The following is a 19362-nucleotide window of genomic DNA, read 5'->3' on the forward strand; positions in this document are numbered from 1 at the left end:
CAGAAGTGAAACGCGCATGCGCCGATGGTAGTGTGGCTCAAGCCATGCAAGAGTAGGTCACCGCCAGGGGCTTTATCCCAAAAACCCGGTCTCATCTGAGACCGGGTTTTTTCTTGCCTGAAATTTGCCGAAAGCCCTGTGGGAGCGCGCTTGCGCGCGATGGGTGCTCGCGACACAAGCCATCGCGCGCAAGCGCGCTCCCACAAACACAATGGGCTACTCTTACGCCCATGAACACGGATCTACGCCTCAACCGACGCCAGGAAGAACTCATCGCGATCGTGCAGCGCGAAGGTTTCGTTGGTGTCGAAGAGCTGGCCACGCATTTCGACGTGGCCCCGCAGACCATTCGCCGCGACCTCAACTTCCTCGCCGATGGCGGCCTCATCCGCCGCTACCACGGCGGCGTAAGCGCGCCCAGCAGTGTCGAGAACGTTGCCTACTCGGCCCGACAAACCCTGCAGGCCGCGGAGAAGGACCGTATCGCCCACGCGATCGCGCGGCACATCCCCGATGGATCTTCGCTCTTCATCAACCTGGGCACGACCAACGAAGGGGTGGGGCGCGCGCTGCTCGAGCACCGCGACCTGCGCATCATCACCAACAACCTCAACATCGCCATCCTGCTCAGCGACAACCCCACCTTCGAGGTGATCGTCGCCGGCGGCGTCGTGCGTGGCCGGGATCATGGCGTGACGGGTGAGGCCACGATCGAGCTGATCCGGCAGTTCAAGGTCGACTACGGCATCATCGGTATCTCGGGCATCGAGCTCGACGGCACCCTGCTCGATTTCGACTTCCACGAAGTCCGCGTCGCCCAGACCATCATCGAGCACTCGCGTCAGGTCTTCCTCGGCGCCGACCACACCAAGATCGGCCGCAACGCCATGGTCCGCCTCGGCGACTTCTCCCGCGTGGACGCCTGGTTCACCGACAAGGCCCCACCCGAAGAGCTCGTACCCGTCCTGGAAACCGCCGGCACCCAGCTGCACATCGCCGGCTGACCTGGCCCTTGTGGGAGCGGGGGGGGGGGGGGGGGGGGGGGGGGTGGGGGGGCCCCCCCCCCCCCCCACCGCGCCCACCCCCGCTCCCACACAACAGCCCGCAAGGGTTACTCCGCGCAAGCTCCCACCCGCTCCCGCACGGTACGCTGCCCGGCGGAGCGGCGGGCGTTCTCGCTGCAGTGCAGCGTGCGATGTTCGTTTATGTTCGAATATGCTCCTTTGACGCAGGCGAGTGATGGCCCGTGGTGTGAAATGTTCGTAATTGCGCAACCATTGCGCGAGATTTCGTAAAAACGAACGTACCCGAACGCAGGGTACCCACCCCGGCTCGCTCGCCCCCAAGCTAAGCGGAGCGTGTGATGGTCGAGCAGGTCGATGTCCTGGTTATCGGTGGTGGCGTCAACGGCGTGGGTATCGCGCGCGACGCGGTAGGCCGCGGGCTGAGTGTCTGGCTGTGCGAACGGGACGACCTGGCCTCGCACACCTCCAGCGCCGCGACCAAGCTGATCCACGGTGGGCTGCGCTATCTCGAGCAGTTCGAATTTGCCCTCGTCGGCAAGGCGCTGGCCGAGCGCGAGGTGCTGCTGAGGGCGGCGCCACATATCATCTGGCCACTCCGCTTCGTCCTTCCCCACCAGCCCCACCTGCGCCCCGCGTGGATGATCCGCATCGGGCTGTTCCTCTACGACCACCTCGGCCGCGGCCGGCGCACCCTGCCGGGCTCGCGTCGCGTGCGCTTCGGCAAGCACGTCACGGGCGAGCCCATGCGCCCGGAATTCACACAGGGTTTCGTCTACTCCGATGCCTGGGTGCAGGACGCCCGCCTCGTGGTACTGAACGCCATGGATGCCGTCCACCGCGGTGCGAAGATCGAAACGCATACGAAGTGCATCAGCGCCCGGCGCGACGGCGATGGCTGGATCGCCGAGCTCGAGAAGCGCGACGGTACCCACCACTTCGTGCGCTCGCGTGCACTCGTCAACGCCGCGGGCCCGTGGGCCGCCAGCTTCCTGGATGAAGTGGCCCATGTGAAACACAGCCACACGCTGCGCCTGATCAAGGGCAGCCACATCGTGGTGCCGAAGATCTACGACCACCGCTACGCCTACATCTTCCAGCAGCCCGATCGGCGCATCGTCTTCGCCATCCCCTACGAGCGCGATTTCACGCTGATCGGCACCACCGATATCGAGTACAAGGCGGATCCCTCGCACCCCACCATCGATGCGGAAGAAACCCAGTACCTGTGCGAAGCGGTGAACCGTTACTTCAAGAAGCAGCTCACCCCGAAGGATGTGGTCTGGAGCTACAGCGGTGTGCGTCCCCTCCTGCAGGATGAAGCGGGCAGCGCCTCCGAGGTCACGCGTGACTATCTGCTCGACATCGACCAGACCGGCGGCGCACCCTTGCTCAACGTGTTCGGCGGCAAGCTCACCACGTTCCGCAAGCTATCCGAAGAAGCGATCGACAAGCTGGCACCGTTGCTCGGCAACGACACGCCGGCGTGGACCGCGGATGCGCGGCCGCTCCCCGGCGGTGGTGAACGCGACATCGATGCGTTGACGGATGACCTGCGCGCTACCCGCCCGTGGCTGCCGGAAACCTTCGCCTGGCGCCTTACCCACATGTACGGCACCCGTGCACGCGACCTCCTCGGCGAGGCCAACGGCATCGAGGCGCTGGGTACGCACTTCGGCTCGGACCTCTACCAGGCCGAAGTTGATTACCTGGTCCGCCACGAGTGGGCGACCGAGGCCGAGGACATCCTCTGGCGGCGTAGCAAGATCGGCCTGCGCGTCGGGCCGGACGATGTGCGTCGGCTTAGCGAATACCTGGAAAAACGCGTCCCGAAAGGGAATTCGACCACCCCGTAGCGCCCCCGCGCCACACCCACCATGAAACCGATGGAGAGACGGATCATGCGGCAACAGATTGGCGAACTCATATCAGAAGCGGTCGCGATGTTCATCATCATCGCGTTCGGCGACTCCGTGGCATGCATGTACGTGCTCTACGATCCGAGTCCCTACCTCAATGCCTACTGGGGCGTGTGTATCGCGTGGGGCCTTGCCGTCACCATCGCCATCTACGCCACCGCCTCGGTGTCCGGGACGCACGCCAATCCCGCGGTCACGCTGGCCTTGGCGCTGTTCCGCGACTTCTCGTGGAAGAAGGTGGTGCCGTACTGGGTCGCCCAGGTCATCGGCGCCTTCCTGGGTGCCGCGATCGTCTACGCCCTGTTCGGGCCCGTCATCGACCATTTCAACGAAACGCATAACCTGACGCGCGAAGCAGGCGGTGCCGCGGGCGTGTTCTTCACCCACCCGGGCCTGGCCGTCACGCCGATGCACGCGCTCTCGGATCAGATCATCCTGACCGCGTTCCTGCTGTTCGGCATCTTCGCCATCACCGAGCAGTACAACGAGACCGCGCCCGGCGCCAACAGCGGCGCGCTGATCATCGGCCTGCTGGTCGCCACCATCGGCGCGTCCATGGGCTACCTCGAAGCCTGGGCGATCAACCCCGCCCGTGACTTCGGCCCGCGCCTGTTCGCCTACTTCGCCGGCTGGGGTTCCTCGGCCCTGCCGTCGCCGGACAACTACTGGTGGGTGCCGATCGTCGGCCCGCTGATCGGCGGTGTCATCGGCGGTGGCGCGTACCAGCTGCTCATCCATCCCTTCCTGCCGGCCCGCCAGCGTGCGCTTGAAGAAGCGCGCCAGGCGGCTGGTCGCAACGCATCCAACCCCAACCGTTAACGAGGCCTGCCATGGACAAGAAATACATCCTGGCGATCGACCAGGGCACGACCAGCTCGCGCACCATCCTGTTCGATCACGACGGCAACATCGCCGGCACCGCGCAGCGTGAGTTCCCGCAGATCTTCCCGCAGCCGGGCTGGGTGGAGCACAACCCGCGCGAGATCATGACCAGCGTGCTCTCGACGATGACCGAAGTCATCAGCAGCTCCGGTATCGATGCGTCCTGCATCGAAGGCATCGGCATCACCAACCAGCGCGAAACCGCAGTGGTGTGGGACAAGGCCACGGGCCAGCCGATCTACAACGCCATCGTGTGGCAGTCCCGGCAGACCGCGGACATCTGCGAGCAGCTGAAGAAAGACGGCTACGACCAGATGGTCCGGGAGAAGACCGGCCTGCTGATCGATGCTTACTTCGCCGGCACCAAGGTCCGCTGGATCCTCGACCATGTCGAAGGCGCCCAGGAACGCGCGGAGAAGGGCGAACTGCTGTTCGGCACCATCGATACCTGGGTCATCTGGAACCTCACCGGCGGCAAGGTCCACGTCACCGACTACACCAACGCCTCGCGCACGCTTATCTACAACATCTACAAGCGCGAATGGGATGATGAGCTGCTGAAGATGCTCAACATTCCGCGTGCGATGCTGTCGGAGGTGAAGTCGTCCAGCGAGGTGTACGGCAACACGCTTGCAAAGCATTTCTTCGGACGCGAAGTGCCTATCGCCGGCATCGCCGGCGACCAGCAGGCGGCGCTGTTCGGCCAGGCCTGTTTCGAACCCGGCCTCGCGAAGAACACCTACGGCACCGGCTGCTTCATGCTGATGAACACCGGCGAGAAAGCAGTGCCATCGAAGAATGGCCTGCTCACCACCATCGCGTGGGGTCTCGACGGCAAGGTCGAATACGCGCTCGAAGGCAGCATCTTCGTCGCGGGTTCCGTCATCCAGTGGCTGCGTGATGGCCTGCGCATGCTCGGCAAGGCCTCCGACTCACAGCAGTATGCGGAACGCGCGAAGGACACCGATGGCGTGTACTTCGTGCCGGCATTCGTCGGCCTCGGTGCACCGTATTGGAAGAGCGACGTGCGCGGCGCGGTGTTCGGCCTGAGCCGCGGCACCACGAAGGAACAGTTCATCCGTGCGGCCCTCGAATCCATGGCCTACCAGACGCGCGACGTGCTCGAGGCGATGCAGAGTGACTCGGGCATCGAGCTGAAGGAGCTGCGCGCCGACGGTGGCGCCATCGCCAACGACTTCATGGCGCAGTTCCAGGCCGACATCCTCGACGTCACGCTACTCCGTCCGAAGGTGCAGGAAACCACCGCACAAGGCGCCGCCTACCTTGCGGGCCTGGCTGTCGGCTTCTGGAAGAGCAAGGAAGACATCGCCAAACGCTGGGCCGTCGACCACGAGTTCAAGCCGTCGATGACGAAGGAAACCCGCGACGACCTGTACGAAGGCTGGAAGCAGGCGGTCAACGCGACGATGGGCTTCAAACCCCGCAACTAAACGCCGCTGTTGTGGGAGCGCGCTTGCGCGCGATGGGTAGTGCGAGAGCCCCCATCGCGCGCAAGCGCGCTCCCACAAGTGGGTCCCACAAGCTGGTCCCACAAGTTGGTCGGCGTCAGGCCGAAACCTTCACCGTTTCCATCTCGGTCGTCTGGCGATAACCACGCACGCCCTTCGACGAATACTCTTCGATCACCGACTTCACCGCGCGCTTCGCCGACGGCACGTACCAGTAAGCGCGGTAGATCCGGCCAGAGGCCTGGTGCGGCGGCTGCGCCACGCTAAGCGTGCTCGTCGCTCCGTTCCCCGCCGTGCCGACGGAGCGGTTGCTCGACGAACTCATGCCGGTCGTCATGCCACTCCACGTTCCTTCGGCTTCCACTTTTAGCGCGTGGAACTTGCCCGCGGGCACTTCGATGTCTTCCCAGCCGACGACCACGTAGTGCGCCGTCCAGGTTTCGGTCGAGTACATCGGGTTCGGGTTGTTCGCGGAGTAGGTCACGTCCCACGACTTGCCTTCCTTCAGCGGGAAGGTGAAAGGCTTCTCGACTACCACCGGCTTGCCGCCCGTCTCGCGCGAATGGCTCCAGTCCGTTCCGACGAGCTCTTCAGTCGGCGGCGTGGTCGCCCCGGTGGGCGCCATGTCGATGTACATGGCGGTATCGCTGATCCGCTCCACCTTGCTGTCGATGTCGTGTCGCTCGAACTGCTGGCCCTTCTCGGTGGTAACACGATACGTCCACGCATCGCCGGCCCTGAGGTGCGGCGCGTCGACGCTTTCGGCGTGGATAGCGGGCACGACAAAGAGCAGGCCGAGCACAAGCGGCAAACGGTGCATAAATATTTTTCCCCTGGTGTGGTGGTCCATTCCCCGGGGTGAGTCTAGCGCTCGGTTGGGTGGGTGGAATAGGGGCGCAAGAAACTGCGATGTCGCGCCTGGAATCGCGCGCAGGCGCGCTCCCACATAAAACAAAAAAGGGGGCGGCGCATTGCTGCGCCGCCCCCTTTTTCAAGGCCTTTTAGGCGAGTTCGTAACCGAACTGGTCCTTGAACTCCGTGGCGAACTGCTCGTACGTGAAGTACTGGTTCTGCGTGCCCGGGTGCTCGACTTTCAGCGCGCCCATCAGCGATGCCATGCGGCCGACGGTCGGCCAGTCGTAGCCCTTCATGATGCCGAAGATCAGGCCGGCGCGATACGCATCGCCGCAGCCGGTCGGGTCGACGACCTGGCGCTCGCGTGCCGGCGGGATGGTGATGGTTTCACCGCCTGCGTGGATGATCGAACCGCGCGGGCCGACGGTGACGATGTACGCCTTCACCTTCGAAGCGATGGTTGCCGCATCCCAACCGGTGCGCTGCTGCAGCAGCTGCGACTCGTAGTCGTTGACGATGACGTAGGTGGCCTTCTCGATCATGGCGCGGAACTCATCGCCATTGAACAGCGGCATCGCCTGGCCCGGATCGAAGATGAAAGGCACGCCGCGCGCAGCGAACTCATCCACGTGCTGCAGCATGGCTTCGCGGCCATCCGGCGCAACGATACCGAACTGGTAATCCGGGATATCGCGCACGTGGTTGTCGTGCGCGTTCGACATGGCACCCGGGTGGAACGCCGTGATCTGGTTGTTATCCAGGTCGGTCGTGATGAAGCACTGCGGGGTGAACATGTCGTCGTACTGGCGCACGCCGTCGAGGCGGATGCCGTGCTTTTCCATGTGCGCGCGGTACGGTGCGAAATCCTGGCCGACGGTAGCGACCGGCATCGGCTCGCCGCCGAGCAGCTTGAGGTTGTACGCGATGTTGCCGGCGCAGCCGCCGAACTCGCGGCGCATCGCCGGAACCAGGAACGACACGTTCAGGATATGCACCTGATCGGGAATGATGTGGTTCTTGAACTGGTCCTGGAACACCATGATGGTGTCATAGGCAAGCGATCCGCAGATTACGGCAGTCATCGTGTAAGCAACCCAAATAAGTAAATGTAGGAGCGCGCTTGCGCGCGATGCCCTTAGCCTCGGACTTCTCGGCACCCTCAGGAGCATCGCGCGCAAGCGCGCTCCCACAGGTGTGGAATCCGGTCCGGGGGAGAGTCCCGGCAAACCGGCGGATAGTACCCAAAAACCCCCTCCCGGCGCGACTCCCTATTTGCGTACAGATTTACGGGATCGGTACAGCATCCGCTCTTATCATTCAGACTTACAAGGCTTTCTTAACTTCTCCGCCCTTGCGCCCCAAGGGGTCGCAATCTAGACTCCCGTGCTTACTTTTTCCGGCTATCGGGCGCCTGCCGCATCATGTTTAAGAAGTTCCGCGGTCTCTTTTCGAACGACATCTCCATCGATCTCGGCACGGCCAATACGCTCATTTATGTGCGTGGGCAGGGCATCGTCCTGAACGAGCCGTCGGTCGTCGCCATCCGCCAGGACCGTGGTCCGGGCGGCCCGCGCGCGGTTGCCGCGGTGGGTGGCGATGCCAAGCGCATGCTCGGCCGTACCCCGGGCAATATCGCCACGGTGCGCCCCATGAAGGACGGCGTCATTGCCGACTTCACCATGACCGAGGCGATGCTCCAGCATTTCATCAAGCAGGTGCACCGCTCGCGCATGCTGCGTCCGAGCCCGCGCGTGCTGGTCTGCGTGCCCTGCGGCTCGACGCAGGTCGAGCGCCGCGCCATCAAGGAATCGGCCGAAGGCGCCGGTGCCCGCGACGTCTTCCTGATCGAAGAGCCGATGGCCGCCGCGATCGGCGCCGGCATCCCGGTGCACGAGGCCCGTGGCTCCATGGTCCTCGATATCGGCGGCGGCACCTCCGAGGTGGCCGTCATCTCGCTCAACGGCATCGTCTACTCGCAGTCGGTCCGCGTGGGCGGCGATCGCTTCGACGAGGCCATCATCAACTACGTGCGCCGCAACCACGGCACCCTCATCGGTGAATCCACCGCCGAGCGGATCAAGCTGGAAATCGGTTGCGCCTTCCCGCAGAGCGAAGTCCGCGAGATCGAGATCTCCGGCCGTAACCTCGCCGAGGGCGTGCCGCGCATGTTCACGATCAACTCCAACGAGGTGCTCGAAGCCCTCCACGAGCCGCTCTCGGGCATCGTGGCGGCGGTGAAGGCGGCCCTCGAGCAGACCCCGCCGGAGCTCTGCTCCGACGTGGCCGAGCGCGGCATCGTGCTCACCGGTGGTGGCGCCCTGCTGCGCGACCTGGATCGCCTCATCTCCGAGGAAACCGGCCTGCACGTGGCCGTGGCCGACGACCCGCTCACCTGCGTGGCCCGCGGCGGCGGCAAGGCCCTCGAGATGATCGACCAGCACGGCAGCGACTTCTTCGCTTTCGAATGATGGACGCGCGCGCCGCGTCGGCCTGGGCGCGCTAATCCATGGCCCTTAATCGCGACGATAAGTCGCCGCTGTTCTCGCCCGGCGTGGCGGGCACCCTGCGGCTTATCGTTTACCTCGCGCTCGCCTGCGTGCTGATGGTCCTGGACCATCGCGGCGGCTGGCTGGCCAATGTCCGCTATGGGCTGTCGATCCTGGTGGAGCCGGTGTATCGCATCGCCGGCCTGCCGTCGCAGGGCTTCCAGGCGGCGACGGTGGCTTTCGCCGATCGCCAGCGCCTCACCGAGGCCAACCAGCGCCTGCGCGAGGACCTGCTGCTCGCCAACGCCAAGCTCAACCGCATGGCCTCCGTCGCCGAGCAGAACCAGCGCCTGAAGGAACTGCTGGATACCCAGCACAGCCTCTCCCTCAACGTGCAGCTCGCGCGCCTGATCGGCGTGGACCTCGGCGCGTTCCGTCATCGCATCGTGCTGAACGTCGGCGCCCGCGACCAGGTGAAGGTGGGGCAGGTGGTCATCGATGCGCGCGGGGTCATGGGCCAGGTCATCGAAGTGATGCCTACCACCTCCGTCGCCATGCTCATCACCGATCCGAACCACGCCATCCCGGTGACCATCGAGCGCACGGGCCTGCGTACCGTCGCCTACGGCTCGCGCGGCGGCGACATGCTCACGCTGCCGAACATCCCGGTCTCGGCCGATGTGCAGGCCGGCGACAAGCTGGTCACTTCGGGCCTGGGCGGGCGTTTCCCCACCGGTTTCCCGGTCGGCACCATCCGCGACGTGCAGCAGACCGCCTCCGGCACCTTCCTCTCGGCCAACGCCATGCCAGCGGCGGACCTCGACCGCAGCGAAGACGTGCTCCTGCTCCACGACCTGGCCGAACCCGCCGGGCCGCCCGAACTCGCCCCGAACGCCGGCCCGCCGGCCGACATGGCCCCGGATCCGAACGCACCGCCGGCCGCGCCCGCGCCCAACCCGACGCTGCCGAAGGTGACCGCGCCCACCGCCAGCGGCGCCCCTGCGCGCGCTTCCAGCAGCGCCACGGGGACGACGCCATGAACAAGACCCGCGTCCGCCAGCTCTGGTTCGCCGCCACGCTGCTGCTCTCGCTCGTGCTGATGCTGATCCCGCTGCCCGGCCCGCTCACGCCCTACAAGCCGTACTGGCCCGCGCTGGTGCTGCTGTACTGGTGCCTGCAGTCCGGTGATCGCGTGACCCTGGGCCTGGCCTTCTGCCTGGGCGTCGGCGCCGACCTGTTCGATGGCATGCTGCTCGGCGAGCACGCCCTGCGCCTCACCGCCATGGTGTTCATAGCGCTGCGCTTCCGCTCGCGCCTGCGCTTCTTCCCCATGTGGCAGCAGACCCTGGCCGTGCTGGGCTTCCTGCTCAACGACCGCGTGCTCCTGCTGCTCGTCCGCGTGCTCGGTGGCGATCCGCTGCCGCCGGCGGATTTCTGGATCTCGCCGTTCGTGGGCGCGGCGCTGTGGCCGTTCCTGTTCCTGATCCTCGATGACCTGCGCGCACGCCTGCGCATCCACGAGGCATGAGCCGGCGGCGCGCCTCCATCAAGGAAATGCGTGGTGAGGTGGCGTTGTTCCGCCGCCGCGCACTGGCCGGCTTTGCCCTGATCCTGCTCGGCCTGATCGCGGTGTGCACGCGCTACGTGTACCTGCAGGTCTACCACCACGATGAATTCGCGGCCCGCAGCGAGCAGAACCGGATCAAGCCGCGCGCGATCCCGCCGGCGCGTGGGCTCATCTACGACCGCAACGGCGTGCTGCTCGCCGACAACGTGCCGGCCTTCCGCCTGGAAGTGACTCCCGAGCAGGTCGGCGACATGGACAAGATGCTCGGTGAGCTGGGCGCGGTCGTGCCGCTCAGCGATGACGACATCAGCGTGTTCAAGAAGCAGGTGAAGCAGAGCCGCCGGTTCGAAGGCGTGCCGCTGAAGCTCAAGCTCACCGAGGACGAGATCGGCCGCTTCGCCGTGAACCGCTGGCGTTTCCCCGGCGTGGACGTGGTCCCGTACCTCACCCGCCGCTACACCATGGGCCCCGAGCTCGCGCACGTCATCGGCTACGTCAGCCGCATCGATGCCGACGATCTCGATCGCATGGATGACGAGGAAGAGGCCAGCTACAAGGGCACCACGCACATCGGCCGCATCGGCATCGAACGTTCTTACGAAAAGCTGCTACACGGCGCGCCGGGCTACGAGCTGGTCGAAGTGAACGCGGATGGACGCACCCAGGCCGTGCTCGACACCACGCCGCCGACGCCGGGCAAGAACATCTACCTCAGCATCGACGTGCGCCTGCAGAAGGCCGCGCTGCAGGCGATGGGCGACCGCGCGGGCGCAGCCATTGCCATCGATCCGCGCAACGGCCAGGTGCTGGCCTTCGCCAGCGTGCCGAACTACGACCCCAACCTGTTCGTCAACGGCATCAGCTCGGTCGACTACAAGGCGCTGACCACCGACCCCGACAAGCCGCTGTACAACCGCGCGCTGCGCGGCGTGTACCCGCCGGGCTCGACGGTGAAGCCGTTCCTGGCGCTGGGTGGCCTTGCCCTGGGTATTCGCAAGCCATCGGATACGGTGCTGTCGACCGGTGAGTTCTGTATCCCGGGGCAGAGCCGCTGCTATCGCGACGACAAGCGCGGCGGCGACGGCACGGTGAACATGGTCCACGCCATCGAGCTTTCGACGAATACGTACTTCTACCGGCTCGCGCTGGACATGGGCATCGACCGCCTGTCGTCCTGGATGTCGAAGTTCAGCTTCGGCCAGAAGACCGGCATCGACCTCGTGGGCGAAGTGGAGGGTGTCCTGCCGTCGCGTGAATGGAAGGCCGGGCGTAGCAAATCCGGTTGGTTCCCGGGCGAAACCATCATTGCGGGCATCGGCCAGGGCTACTGGGCGGTCACGCCGATCCAGCTGGCCCACGCCGTCGCCACGTTCGCGGGGCGCGGCGTGCCGTACGCGCCGCACCTGCTGCTCGATACGCAGGATGGCGTCGACAGCCCGCGCGTGCGGCAAGCCTTCCCGCCGACCGGCCCGTCGATCATCAAGAAGCCGGCGGACTGGGATACGGTGAACGAAGGCATGGTCGCAGTGATCAACTCGGGCAGGGGTACCGGTAAGAAGCTCCCGTTCGGGTTCCCGTACATCATCGCGGGCAAGAGCGGCACGGCCGAGCGCTTCTCGCGCAAATCCGATGCCTACGACACCAACAAGAACAAGGCCTACCTCGCCAGCCGCCACCGCGCGCTGTTCATCGCGTACACGCCGGCGGAAGATCCGAAGATCGCCGTGGCCGTGGTGCTCGAGGCCGGCGCATGGGGTGCGGAGGATTCCGGCCCCATCGCGCGCAAGATCCTCGACCAGTGGGTGGTGGATGAAGGTGGCCCGCGTCCGTCCGAGATGCCGCCGGGCCCGGTCGCGACCTCCGACGCGCCGCTGGAAGACGCACCGGCCGCTTCGGATTCGGTGCAGGGCGCCGCGCCTGCGCCGCCGACCAGCAGCGAACTGCCGCCCGATGACAACGGTGAGGACCAGTAACCGTGCTCGAGCAACTCACCGTCCGCATGAAGCGCTTCGGCCTGCGTCTCCTGACGCGGCCGCGGCTCGACCTGCCGCTGCTGCTGGCGCTGCTGCTGCTCGCCGGCGCGGGCCTCACCACGCTGTACAGCGCGGGTGGCGGCAACTATTCGCTGGTGGGTGGGCAGGCCGCGCGCTTCGTGCTCGGTGGCGTGCTGCTGCTGGTCATCTCGCGCATCCCGCCGCCGGTGCTCCGTTCCTGGACGCCGTGGCTCTATGCCGGCAGCACCGCGCTGCTGTTCGTGGTGGCCGCGCTGGGCGAGGGCAGGGGTGCCTATCGCTGGCTCGATCTCGGTTTCATGCGCTTCCAGCCCTCGGAGCTGCTGAAGCTCACCATGCCGATGATGGTGGCCTGGTACCTGCATCCGCGGCAGCTGCCGCCGGGCTGGAAGGACATCATCGTGGTCGGCCTGCTGATCGCCGTGCCGGCCGGCCTGATCGCGGAGCAGCCTGACCTCGGTACGGCGCTGCTGGTCGCTGGCGCGGGCGCCTTCGCCCTGTTCCTCTCGGGCATGGCCTGGTGGCGCATCGGCCTGCTGGTCGGCGGCGCGGGCGCGGCCATTCCAGTGGCCTGGCAGTTCCTCCACGAATACCAGCGCAACCGCGTGCGCACCCTGCTGGATCCGGAATCGGACCCGCTCGGCAATGGGTGGCACATCATCCAGTCGAAGATCGCCGTGGGCTCCGGCGGCGTGTTCGGCAAGGGCTGGCAGCACGGCACCCAGTCGCGCCTCGATTTCCTGCCCGAGCACACCACCGACTTCATCTTCGCGGTGTTCTCCGAGGAGTTCGGCCTGGTCGGCGTCATCGCCATCATGCTGCTCTACGCGTTCATCATCGGCCGCTGCCTGTGGATCGCGATGAATGCGCGCGATACCTACTCGCGTCTCCTGGCCGGTGCGATTGGTATGAGTTTTTTCGTATACGTCGCGGTCAATGGCGGCATGGTCGCGGGCATCCTGCCGGTGGTCGGCGTGCCGATGCCGCTGGTGAGCTACGGTGGCACGTCTGCGGTGTCGTTGCTGACGGGCTTCGGCGTGCTCATGTCGATCCACGCCAATCGAAAACTCCACGATTGATGGCTGAACACGCGCCCGAGCCAGCCCGGGATGCGCCACTTTCGCGTGTTACGCTTCGGCTCATGGATGATGCTCTGCCTGCGCACCGCGCACGACCCGCACGACACGTACAGCACCTCCCCGTGGGAGTGAGCTTGCGAACGATGGCTCTTCGCAAAGAGCGTCGCTCGCAAGCTCACTCCCACAAGTGGGGGGTGATGGCTCTTCTGCTTCCCCTGCTGCTTGCGTTTGGCGCGGCCACTGCCGCCACTGCCCCGGTGGAAACCCACCCCGGCCAGGCCGCGCTGGTGCGCGAGGTGGCGAAGGACACCGGCAAGAGCCCCTGGGCGCTGAACAAGCTGCTCAACGGGGCGAAGATGCAGCAAAGCATCATCGATGCGATGAACCGCCCGGCCGAGGGCAAGCCGTGGAGCGCCTACCGGCCGATCTTCCTCACCGAGGAGCGGATCAGCGCCGGCGCCGACTTCTACCGCACGCACGAAGCACTGCTCGACGGGATCAGCCGCAAATACGGCGTGCCGGCCGAATACATCGTGGCGATCGTCGGCGTGGAGACCTTCTACGGCCGCAACACCGGCAAGTACAAGGTGCTCGATGCGCTGACCACGCTGGCCTTCTACTACCCCAAGCGTGCGCCGTTCTTCCGCGAGCAGCTGAAGGTGCTGCTGGAACTGCCGTCGAACCACCTGGGCGGCCCGCTGGATACGCTCACCGGCTCGTATGCCGGCGCGCAGGGCTGGGGCCAGTTCATGCCCAGCTCCATCCGCGACTGGGGCGTGGATTACGACGGCGATGGCCGCATCGACATGAAGGGTTCGATGGGCGACATCTTTGCCAGCGTCGCGAACTACTTCAAGGAACACGGCTGGCAGACCGGCGGCCCGGTCGCCGCGCGCGCCCAGCCGGATCGCCGTGCGCAGGCGCCGGCGGTCCCGAAGGACTGGCGTCCGGTCGCGCCGGTGGAATCCTTCGTCGCCACCGGCTTCGCACCGGTGCAGCACCTGGATCCAGGCCGCGACGCGCAGCTGCTGCGTCTCGATGGCCCGGCGGGTGACGAATACTGGTTCACGTTCCAGAACTTCTACGTGATCACCACCTACAACCGCAGCCCCATGTACGCCCTCGCCGTCGACCAGCTCGCACGGGAAATCCGCGCGCGCGTGAAGGGACCCGGCGGGCGATGAACACGGGCACCGTGGGGGCGGTGGGAATCAGCTCATGTGGGAGCGCGCTTGCGCGCGATGGGTCTTGTCGCAAGCACCCATCGCGCGCAAGCGCGCTCCCACAGGTCGTTCGGTGGGTTGCGGTTCTCATCGTCGCCCTGGTGCTCTCCGCCTGCGGTGGCGGCCACAACACGCGCTCGCCCTCGGGTGGCAAGCGCGGCGGCGGTTCCGGCCGGCCTTACGACGACATCAGCCGCTCGCAGGGTTCGCGCTACGGCAGCAAGAACGACAGCGTTCCCACCGAGATGCCGGACTTCAGCAAGATCCCGGAGCCGGTGCCGAAGAACGAACCGCGCTCGCTCTACGGCAACAAGTCGCCGTACTCGGTGCTCGGCCAGACCTACAACGTGCTGCCCACGCCCAAGGGCTACGTGGAGCGCGGCATCGCCTCGTTCTACGGGAACAAGTTCCACGGCTACAAGACCTCGAACCTCGAGGAATACGACATGTACCAGTTCAGCGCGGCGCACAAGACGCTGCCGCTGCCGAGCTACGCGCGTGTCACCAACCTGCAGAACGGCAAGAGCGTGATCGTGCGCATCAACGATCGCGGGCCGTTCCATGAGAACCGCATCATCGATCTCTCGTTCGCCGCCGCCGTGAAGATCGGCGTGTGGCCGAGCGGCACCGGCCTCGTCGAAGTGCGCGCGATCGACCCGGGTGATCCGTCGTCGGTCGCCGCGCCGCCGTTCGTGCAGACCACGCCGAAACCTGCACCGGTGACGGCCCCGCCACCGCCCGCGCGTTCCTACGGGAGCACGCCGGCACCGGCGGCGCGTACGGTGGCGACGCCTGCGGCCGTGGCTACCGGGGCCGCCCTGGCCGCGGCCCCGCGCCCGGCACCGAACAGCACCACGGCCACGCCGGTCGCCGTTGGCAACCCTGAGGACGCCGGCCCCGTGCCGGGCATGACCGACGCCTCGGTGGCCGACGCCTTGCCGCCGGGCGCGAGCGGGCAGGGTGCCCGGCCGGCCACGTCGCCTGCTGGCGCTCCCACCGCCATGCGTGGCCCTTCGCCGGCCGTCGCGGGCCCCGTCGCCACGCGTGCCCCGTCGTCGGCTATCCCGGCCCCGGTAGGCAAAACGATTCCCGCCGCCAGGCCGCCAGTAGCCAGTGAGCCCGGCGCGGTGTCGGCCAGCGCCGCGTCCGCGCCGGCAAGCCCTGCCGCAGCGCCCTCGAGCCCCGCCGCCGTGCCCGGCAAACCCAGCATCTACCTCCAGGTCGGCGCGTTCTCCGATGTGGCCAACGCCAACCGCGTGGCCGATCAGTTGAACCGCGCGGGCCTTGGCCCTGTCAGTGTCATCGAGACCAGCCTGGGCGGCCGCAACGTCCGTCGCGTACGGGTGGGCCCGCTGGCCGATGTGGATACCGCTGACAAAGTGACCGACCAGATTGCCGGCATGGGCCTGCCCAGGCCCTCGGTCGCGGTAGACTGAGCCCCTTTTTTCCCGCTTGTTTTTGACTGGACCGCTGAAACGATGAAGCTTTTGCCCCGCTCCCTGTTCGCTTTCGCCGCCGCCGCGCTCGTCGCCGGCGTGTCCGTGGCGCAGCAGACGCCGCCGCGCCCGGTGGTGCCGCGCCCCGTCGTGCCCGAGGCCCCCGTGCCGCCGCCGCCGGATGTGGAAGGCAAGAGCTGGGTGCTGATGGACTACAACACCGGGCAGATCATCGCGTCGAAGGATCCGGACATGCAGGTCGAGCCGGCCTCGATCACCAAGGTCATGACCGATTACGTCGTGTCCGCGGAAGTGGCCAACGGCAAGATCCACATGACCGACCCGGTCACGATCAGCGAGAACGCATGGCGTGGCGGCGGTGCCAGCACCGACGGCTCCACCAGCTTCCTCAAGCTCAACAGCCAGGTGCCGCTGAAGGACCTGCTGTACGGCATGATCATCCAGTCGGGTAACGATGCCGCCATCGCGCTGGCCGAGCACACCGCGGGCTCCGAGCCGGCGTTCGCCAACCTGATGAACGCCTACGCCAAGCAGATCGGCATGGTGCACTCGAACTTCGAGAACGCGTCGGGCTACCCGGTCGCCAACCACTTCACCACGGCCCACGACATCGCGATCCTGTCGCGCGCGCTTATCCACGATTTCCCCGAGGATTACGCGATCTCGGCCGTGAAGGAGTTCGAGTGGAACGGCATCAAGCAGCACAACCGCAACCTGCTCCTGTGGCGCGATAACACCGTCGACGGCATCAAGACCGGCCACACCGCCGCCGCCGGCTACTGCCTTGCCGCCTCGGCGAAGCAGGGCGATGCGCGCATGATCGCGATCGTGATGGGCGCGAGCAGCGAGAAGGGCCGCGCCGATGCCGCGCTCTCCCTGCTGAACTACGGTTTCCGCTTCTACGAAAGCCACAAGCTGTACGACGCCAACAAGGCCCTCGCCACGCCCAAGCTGTGGAAGGGCGCCGAGAACACCCTGCCGCTGGGCACCACCGAGAACGTCATGATCTCGGTCAAGCGCGGCGACTACGACAAGCTCAAGGCCGACCTGGACATCCCGAACACCCTGATCGCCCCGTTCAAGAAGGGCCAGCAGGTGGGCACGCTGCGCGTCACGCTCGATGGCCAGCCGGTCACCACGGTGCCGCTCGTGGCCCTGAACGATGCCCCGGAAGGCGGGTTCTTCTCGCGCCTGTGGGACACCATCATGCTGTGGTTCCATAGCGACGACAGCGCCAAGAAGTAAGGAGAGCGCCGATGAAAGAGATCGACTTCACCCAGGCGAAGGCCGAGGGCAAGGGCTTCCAGTTCCCCGGCCAGTTCGAGATCACCGCCATCGGCAACGCGGGCGTGGACCTGAAGGCCCGCGTCCCGCAGATCCTGCACAACATCGGCCTGGAAGTGCTCCACGAGACCGTGACCTCCAAGCTCACCCCCGCCGGCAACTACGAGTCGGTCGCGGTCAGCTTCGTCGCACAGACCCGTGAGAAGTACATGGAGGCCCACGAGGCCCTCCGCGCCGACGCGGATATCCGCTTCACGCTGTAAGGCGGCAAAGCTCTTGTGGGAGCGCGCTTGCGCGCGATGGGTGGCTGCCGCAAGCCCCATCGCGCGCAAGCGCGCTCCCACAGTCCGTTCAGCTTCTCTTGTATCGTAGGCGTCCAACCCGCAGATACCCCGACATCCCCGTCTCCCCCTGAAAGCACCATGACCCTCCCCCTCAACGTACGCCGGCTGGGGCGCGTGCCCTACGAAACCGCCTGGAAGGCCATGAGCGCCTTCACGGATAACCGCACCGAAGACACCGCCGATGAGCTGTGGCTGCTGGAGCACGACCCGGTGTTCACGCTGGGGCAGGCGGGCCTGGACGAGCACGTGCTGTTCGCGGGCGATATCCCCGTGGTCCGCGTCGATCGCGGCGGCCAGGTGACCTACCACGGCCCGGGCCAGATCGTGGCCTACCCGTTGATGGACCTGCGCCGGGTGGGCGTGGGCGTCCGCGAGATGGTCTGCAAGATCGAGCAGGCCATCATCGATACCCTCGGCGAGTGGAATATCGGCGCCGCCCGGCGTGAAGGCGCCCCCGGCGTCTACACCGCCGACGCCAAGGTCGCCGCCCTCGGGCTGCGCGTCCGCCGCGGCTGCAGCTTCCACGGCCTGGCCTTCAACGTGGACATGGACCTGGAGCCCTTCCACCGCATCAATCCTTGCGGTTACAAGGGTTTGGAGGTCACCCAGGTGGTAGACTTGGGCGGTCCGTCGCGGTTGTCAGACGTGGAAGACGTCCTGGTGCAGGAATTCTGCAAGCAGTTCGGGTTCCACGAAGTCCCCTCTGAACCCGTCATCCCCGAACTCCCCGCCCGCGTTGCGGTCTGAGGTCGTAGCCAAATGAGCCAAACCGTCCCCACATCCCCCGCCCGCAGCATCCCCATCGCCGTCGTCGACAAGCCCGGCGAGAAGATGCTCGGTAACGACAAGATCGCGCTGAACCGCGCGGCTTTCGATACGGATGCGCCTACGCTGCGCAAGCCGAGCTGGATCCGCGTGCGCCTGCCCCAGGGCAACGCCGTGCAGCAGCTCAAGGCGCGCCTGCGTGAAAACTCGCTGGTCACCGTGTGCGAGGAAGCCTCCTGCCCGAACATCCACGAGTGCTTCAGCAAGGGCACCGCCACGTTCATGATCCTCGGCGAGGTCTGCACCCGCCGCTGCTCGTTCTGCGACGTGGCCCATGGCCGCCCGCTGGCGCCGGATCCGCTCGAGCCGGCACGCCTGGCCGAGACCATCCGCGACATGCGCCTGAAGTACGTCGTGATCACCTCGGTGGATCGCGATGACCTGCGCGACGGCGGCGCCGAACACTTCGCCGCCTGCATCCGTGCGGTGCGCCACGCCAGCCCGGATATCAAGATCGAGATCCTGACGCCCGATTTCCGCGGCAAGGGCCGCATGGAGCGCGCGCTGGAGGTCCTGAAGGATTTCCCGCCGGATGTCTTCAACCACAATTTGGAAACCGTGCCGCACCTTTACCGCGAAGTGCGCCCCGGTGCCGATTACCAGTGGTCGCTCGACCTGCTCAAGCGCTTCAAGGCGCAGCATCCGGATGTTCCGACCAAGTCCGGCATCATGCTGGGCCTGGGCGAGACGATGGAGCAGGTGCTCGAAACCATGCGCGATCTACGCGCCCATGACGTCGACATGATCACCATCGGCCAGTACCTGCAGCCGACGGCGCACCACCACCCGGTGGTCCGCTACTGGACGCCGGAAGAATACGAGGCGCTCCGCGTCGCCGGTGAAGAGATGGGCTTCGGCCATGTCGCTTCCGGCCCGTTGGTGCGATCCTCCTACCATGCCGACCTGATGGCCCACGCCGCCGGCGTCGTCGAATAAAC

17 protein-coding genes are annotated in these 19362 nt (G+C 66.3%); 15 read left to right on the forward strand and 2 right to left on the reverse strand.

Translation table 11 applies throughout. The features are described 5' to 3' along the window. The first annotated feature begins 230 nt into the window (after positions 1-230). From ACZ6YI_RS16835 to glpK, 4 genes are all read left to right on the forward strand, one after another. Positions 231-1004, forward strand: coding sequence for a DeoR family transcriptional regulator (locus ACZ6YI_RS16835; RefSeq protein WP_465779671.1), 774 nt, complete (start codon positions 231-233; stop codon positions 1002-1004). 359 nt (positions 1005-1363) lie between these two features. Next, a complete protein-coding gene (glpD, locus tag ACZ6YI_RS16840) occupies positions 1364-2878 on the forward strand; it encodes a glycerol-3-phosphate dehydrogenase (protein ID WP_465779672.1) in 1515 nt (504 codons plus the stop codon). Positions 2879-2920: 42 nt separating this feature from the next. Continuing rightward, complete coding sequence (locus tag ACZ6YI_RS16845) at positions 2921-3760, forward strand: MIP/aquaporin family protein (protein WP_440324110.1); 840 nt, start codon at positions 2921-2923, stop codon at positions 3758-3760. Positions 3761-3771: 11 nt separating this feature from the next. Further along, a complete protein-coding gene (glpK, locus tag ACZ6YI_RS16850; protein ID WP_465779673.1) occupies positions 3772-5274 on the forward strand; it encodes a glycerol kinase GlpK in 1503 nt (500 codons plus the stop codon). 115 nt (positions 5275-5389) lie between these two features. Here glpK and ACZ6YI_RS16855 read toward each other — a convergent pair whose 3' ends face one another. Next, on the reverse strand, positions 5390-6112 hold the full coding sequence (locus ACZ6YI_RS16855; RefSeq protein WP_465779674.1) for a hypothetical protein: 723 nt from the start codon (positions 6110-6112) through the stop codon (positions 5390-5392). Positions 6113-6293: 181 nt separating this feature from the next. After that, a complete protein-coding gene (locus tag ACZ6YI_RS16860; protein WP_465779675.1) occupies positions 6294-7229 on the reverse strand; it encodes a carbohydrate kinase family protein in 936 nt (311 codons plus the stop codon). A 339-nt stretch (positions 7230-7568) separates the two neighbouring features. On the opposite strand from ACZ6YI_RS16860, the gene ACZ6YI_RS16865 reads away from it, so the two are divergent. From ACZ6YI_RS16865 to lipA, 11 genes are all read left to right on the forward strand, one after another. After that, entirely contained in the window at positions 7569-8615 is a 1047-nt protein-coding gene (locus tag ACZ6YI_RS16865; RefSeq protein WP_045831253.1) for a rod shape-determining protein, read from the forward strand. Between the two features lie 38 nt (positions 8616-8653). Continuing rightward, entirely contained in the window at positions 8654-9673 is a 1020-nt protein-coding gene (mreC, locus tag ACZ6YI_RS16870; RefSeq protein WP_465779676.1) for a rod shape-determining protein MreC, read from the forward strand. Beyond that, on the forward strand, positions 9670-10161 hold the full coding sequence (gene mreD / locus ACZ6YI_RS16875) for a rod shape-determining protein MreD (RefSeq protein ID WP_465779677.1): 492 nt from the start codon (positions 9670-9672) through the stop codon (positions 10159-10161). The genes mreC and mreD overlap by 4 nt, the downstream gene beginning before the upstream one ends. Further along, positions 10158-12173: a penicillin-binding protein 2 gene (mrdA, locus tag ACZ6YI_RS16880; RefSeq protein WP_440326639.1), complete on the forward strand. Its 2016-nt coding sequence runs from the start codon at positions 10158-10160 to the stop codon at positions 12171-12173. Before mreD ends, mrdA begins: the two co-directional genes overlap by 4 nt. Before the next feature lie 26 nt (positions 12174-12199). Beyond that, positions 12200-13291, forward strand: coding sequence for a rod shape-determining protein RodA (rodA, locus tag ACZ6YI_RS16885; protein ID WP_465779740.1), 1092 nt, complete (start codon positions 12200-12202; stop codon positions 13289-13291). Between the two features lie 197 nt (positions 13292-13488). Beyond that, complete coding sequence (gene mltB, locus ACZ6YI_RS16890; protein WP_465779678.1) at positions 13489-14475, forward strand: lytic murein transglycosylase B; 987 nt, start codon at positions 13489-13491, stop codon at positions 14473-14475. A 140-nt stretch (positions 14476-14615) separates the two neighbouring features. Continuing rightward, entirely contained in the window at positions 14616-15950 is a 1335-nt protein-coding gene (locus ACZ6YI_RS16895) for a septal ring lytic transglycosylase RlpA family protein (RefSeq protein ID WP_465779679.1), read from the forward strand. Positions 15951-15992: 42 nt separating this feature from the next. Next, on the forward strand, positions 15993-17216 hold the full coding sequence (locus ACZ6YI_RS16900; RefSeq protein WP_465779680.1) for a D-alanyl-D-alanine carboxypeptidase family protein: 1224 nt from the start codon (positions 15993-15995) through the stop codon (positions 17214-17216). 11 nt (positions 17217-17227) lie between these two features. Next, complete coding sequence (locus ACZ6YI_RS16905) at positions 17228-17518, forward strand: DUF493 family protein (RefSeq protein WP_440329814.1); 291 nt, start codon at positions 17228-17230, stop codon at positions 17516-17518. 159 nt (positions 17519-17677) lie between these two features. Continuing rightward, positions 17678-18346 (forward strand): lipoyl(octanoyl) transferase LipB, encoded by a 669-nt coding sequence (lipB, locus tag ACZ6YI_RS16910; RefSeq protein WP_440329812.1) that lies wholly within the window; start codon positions 17678-17680, stop codon positions 18344-18346. 12 nt (positions 18347-18358) lie between these two features. After that, positions 18359-19360: a lipoyl synthase gene (lipA, locus tag ACZ6YI_RS16915; RefSeq protein WP_440329810.1), complete on the forward strand. Its 1002-nt coding sequence runs from the start codon at positions 18359-18361 to the stop codon at positions 19358-19360. The last annotated feature ends 2 nt before the right edge of the window (positions 19361-19362 follow it).

The organism is Luteibacter sp. NPDC104163 (assembly GCF_055584245.1).

Coding starts and splice junctions, on each gene's coding strand:
- ACZ6YI_RS16835 (WP_465779671.1), top strand. CDS start 231: ATGAACACGGATCTACGCCTCAACCGACGCCAGGAAGAACTCATCGCG.
- glpD (WP_465779672.1), top strand. CDS start 1,364: ATGGTCGAGCAGGTCGATGTCCTGGTTATCGGTGGTGGCGTCAACGGC.
- glpK (WP_465779673.1), top strand. CDS start 3,772: ATGGACAAGAAATACATCCTGGCGATCGACCAGGGCACGACCAGCTCG.
- ACZ6YI_RS16855 (WP_465779674.1), bottom strand. CDS start 6,112: ATGCACCGTTTGCCGCTTGTGCTCGGCCTGCTCTTTGTCGTGCCCGCT.
- ACZ6YI_RS16860 (WP_465779675.1), bottom strand. CDS start 7,229: ATGACTGCCGTAATCTGCGGATCGCTTGCCTATGACACCATCATGGTG.
- ACZ6YI_RS16865 (WP_045831253.1), top strand. CDS start 7,569: ATGTTTAAGAAGTTCCGCGGTCTCTTTTCGAACGACATCTCCATCGAT.
- mreC (WP_465779676.1), top strand. CDS start 8,654: ATGGCCCTTAATCGCGACGATAAGTCGCCGCTGTTCTCGCCCGGCGTG.
- mreD (WP_465779677.1), top strand. CDS start 9,670: ATGAACAAGACCCGCGTCCGCCAGCTCTGGTTCGCCGCCACGCTGCTG.
- mrdA (WP_440326639.1), top strand. CDS start 10,158: ATGAGCCGGCGGCGCGCCTCCATCAAGGAAATGCGTGGTGAGGTGGCG.
- rodA (WP_465779740.1), top strand. CDS start 12,200: ATGAAGCGCTTCGGCCTGCGTCTCCTGACGCGGCCGCGGCTCGACCTG.
- mltB (WP_465779678.1), top strand. CDS start 13,489: ATGGCTCTTCTGCTTCCCCTGCTGCTTGCGTTTGGCGCGGCCACTGCC.
- ACZ6YI_RS16900 (WP_465779680.1), top strand. CDS start 15,993: ATGAAGCTTTTGCCCCGCTCCCTGTTCGCTTTCGCCGCCGCCGCGCTC.
- ACZ6YI_RS16905 (WP_440329814.1), top strand. CDS start 17,228: ATGAAAGAGATCGACTTCACCCAGGCGAAGGCCGAGGGCAAGGGCTTC.
- lipB (WP_440329812.1), top strand. CDS start 17,678: ATGACCCTCCCCCTCAACGTACGCCGGCTGGGGCGCGTGCCCTACGAA.
- lipA (WP_440329810.1), top strand. CDS start 18,359: ATGAGCCAAACCGTCCCCACATCCCCCGCCCGCAGCATCCCCATCGCC.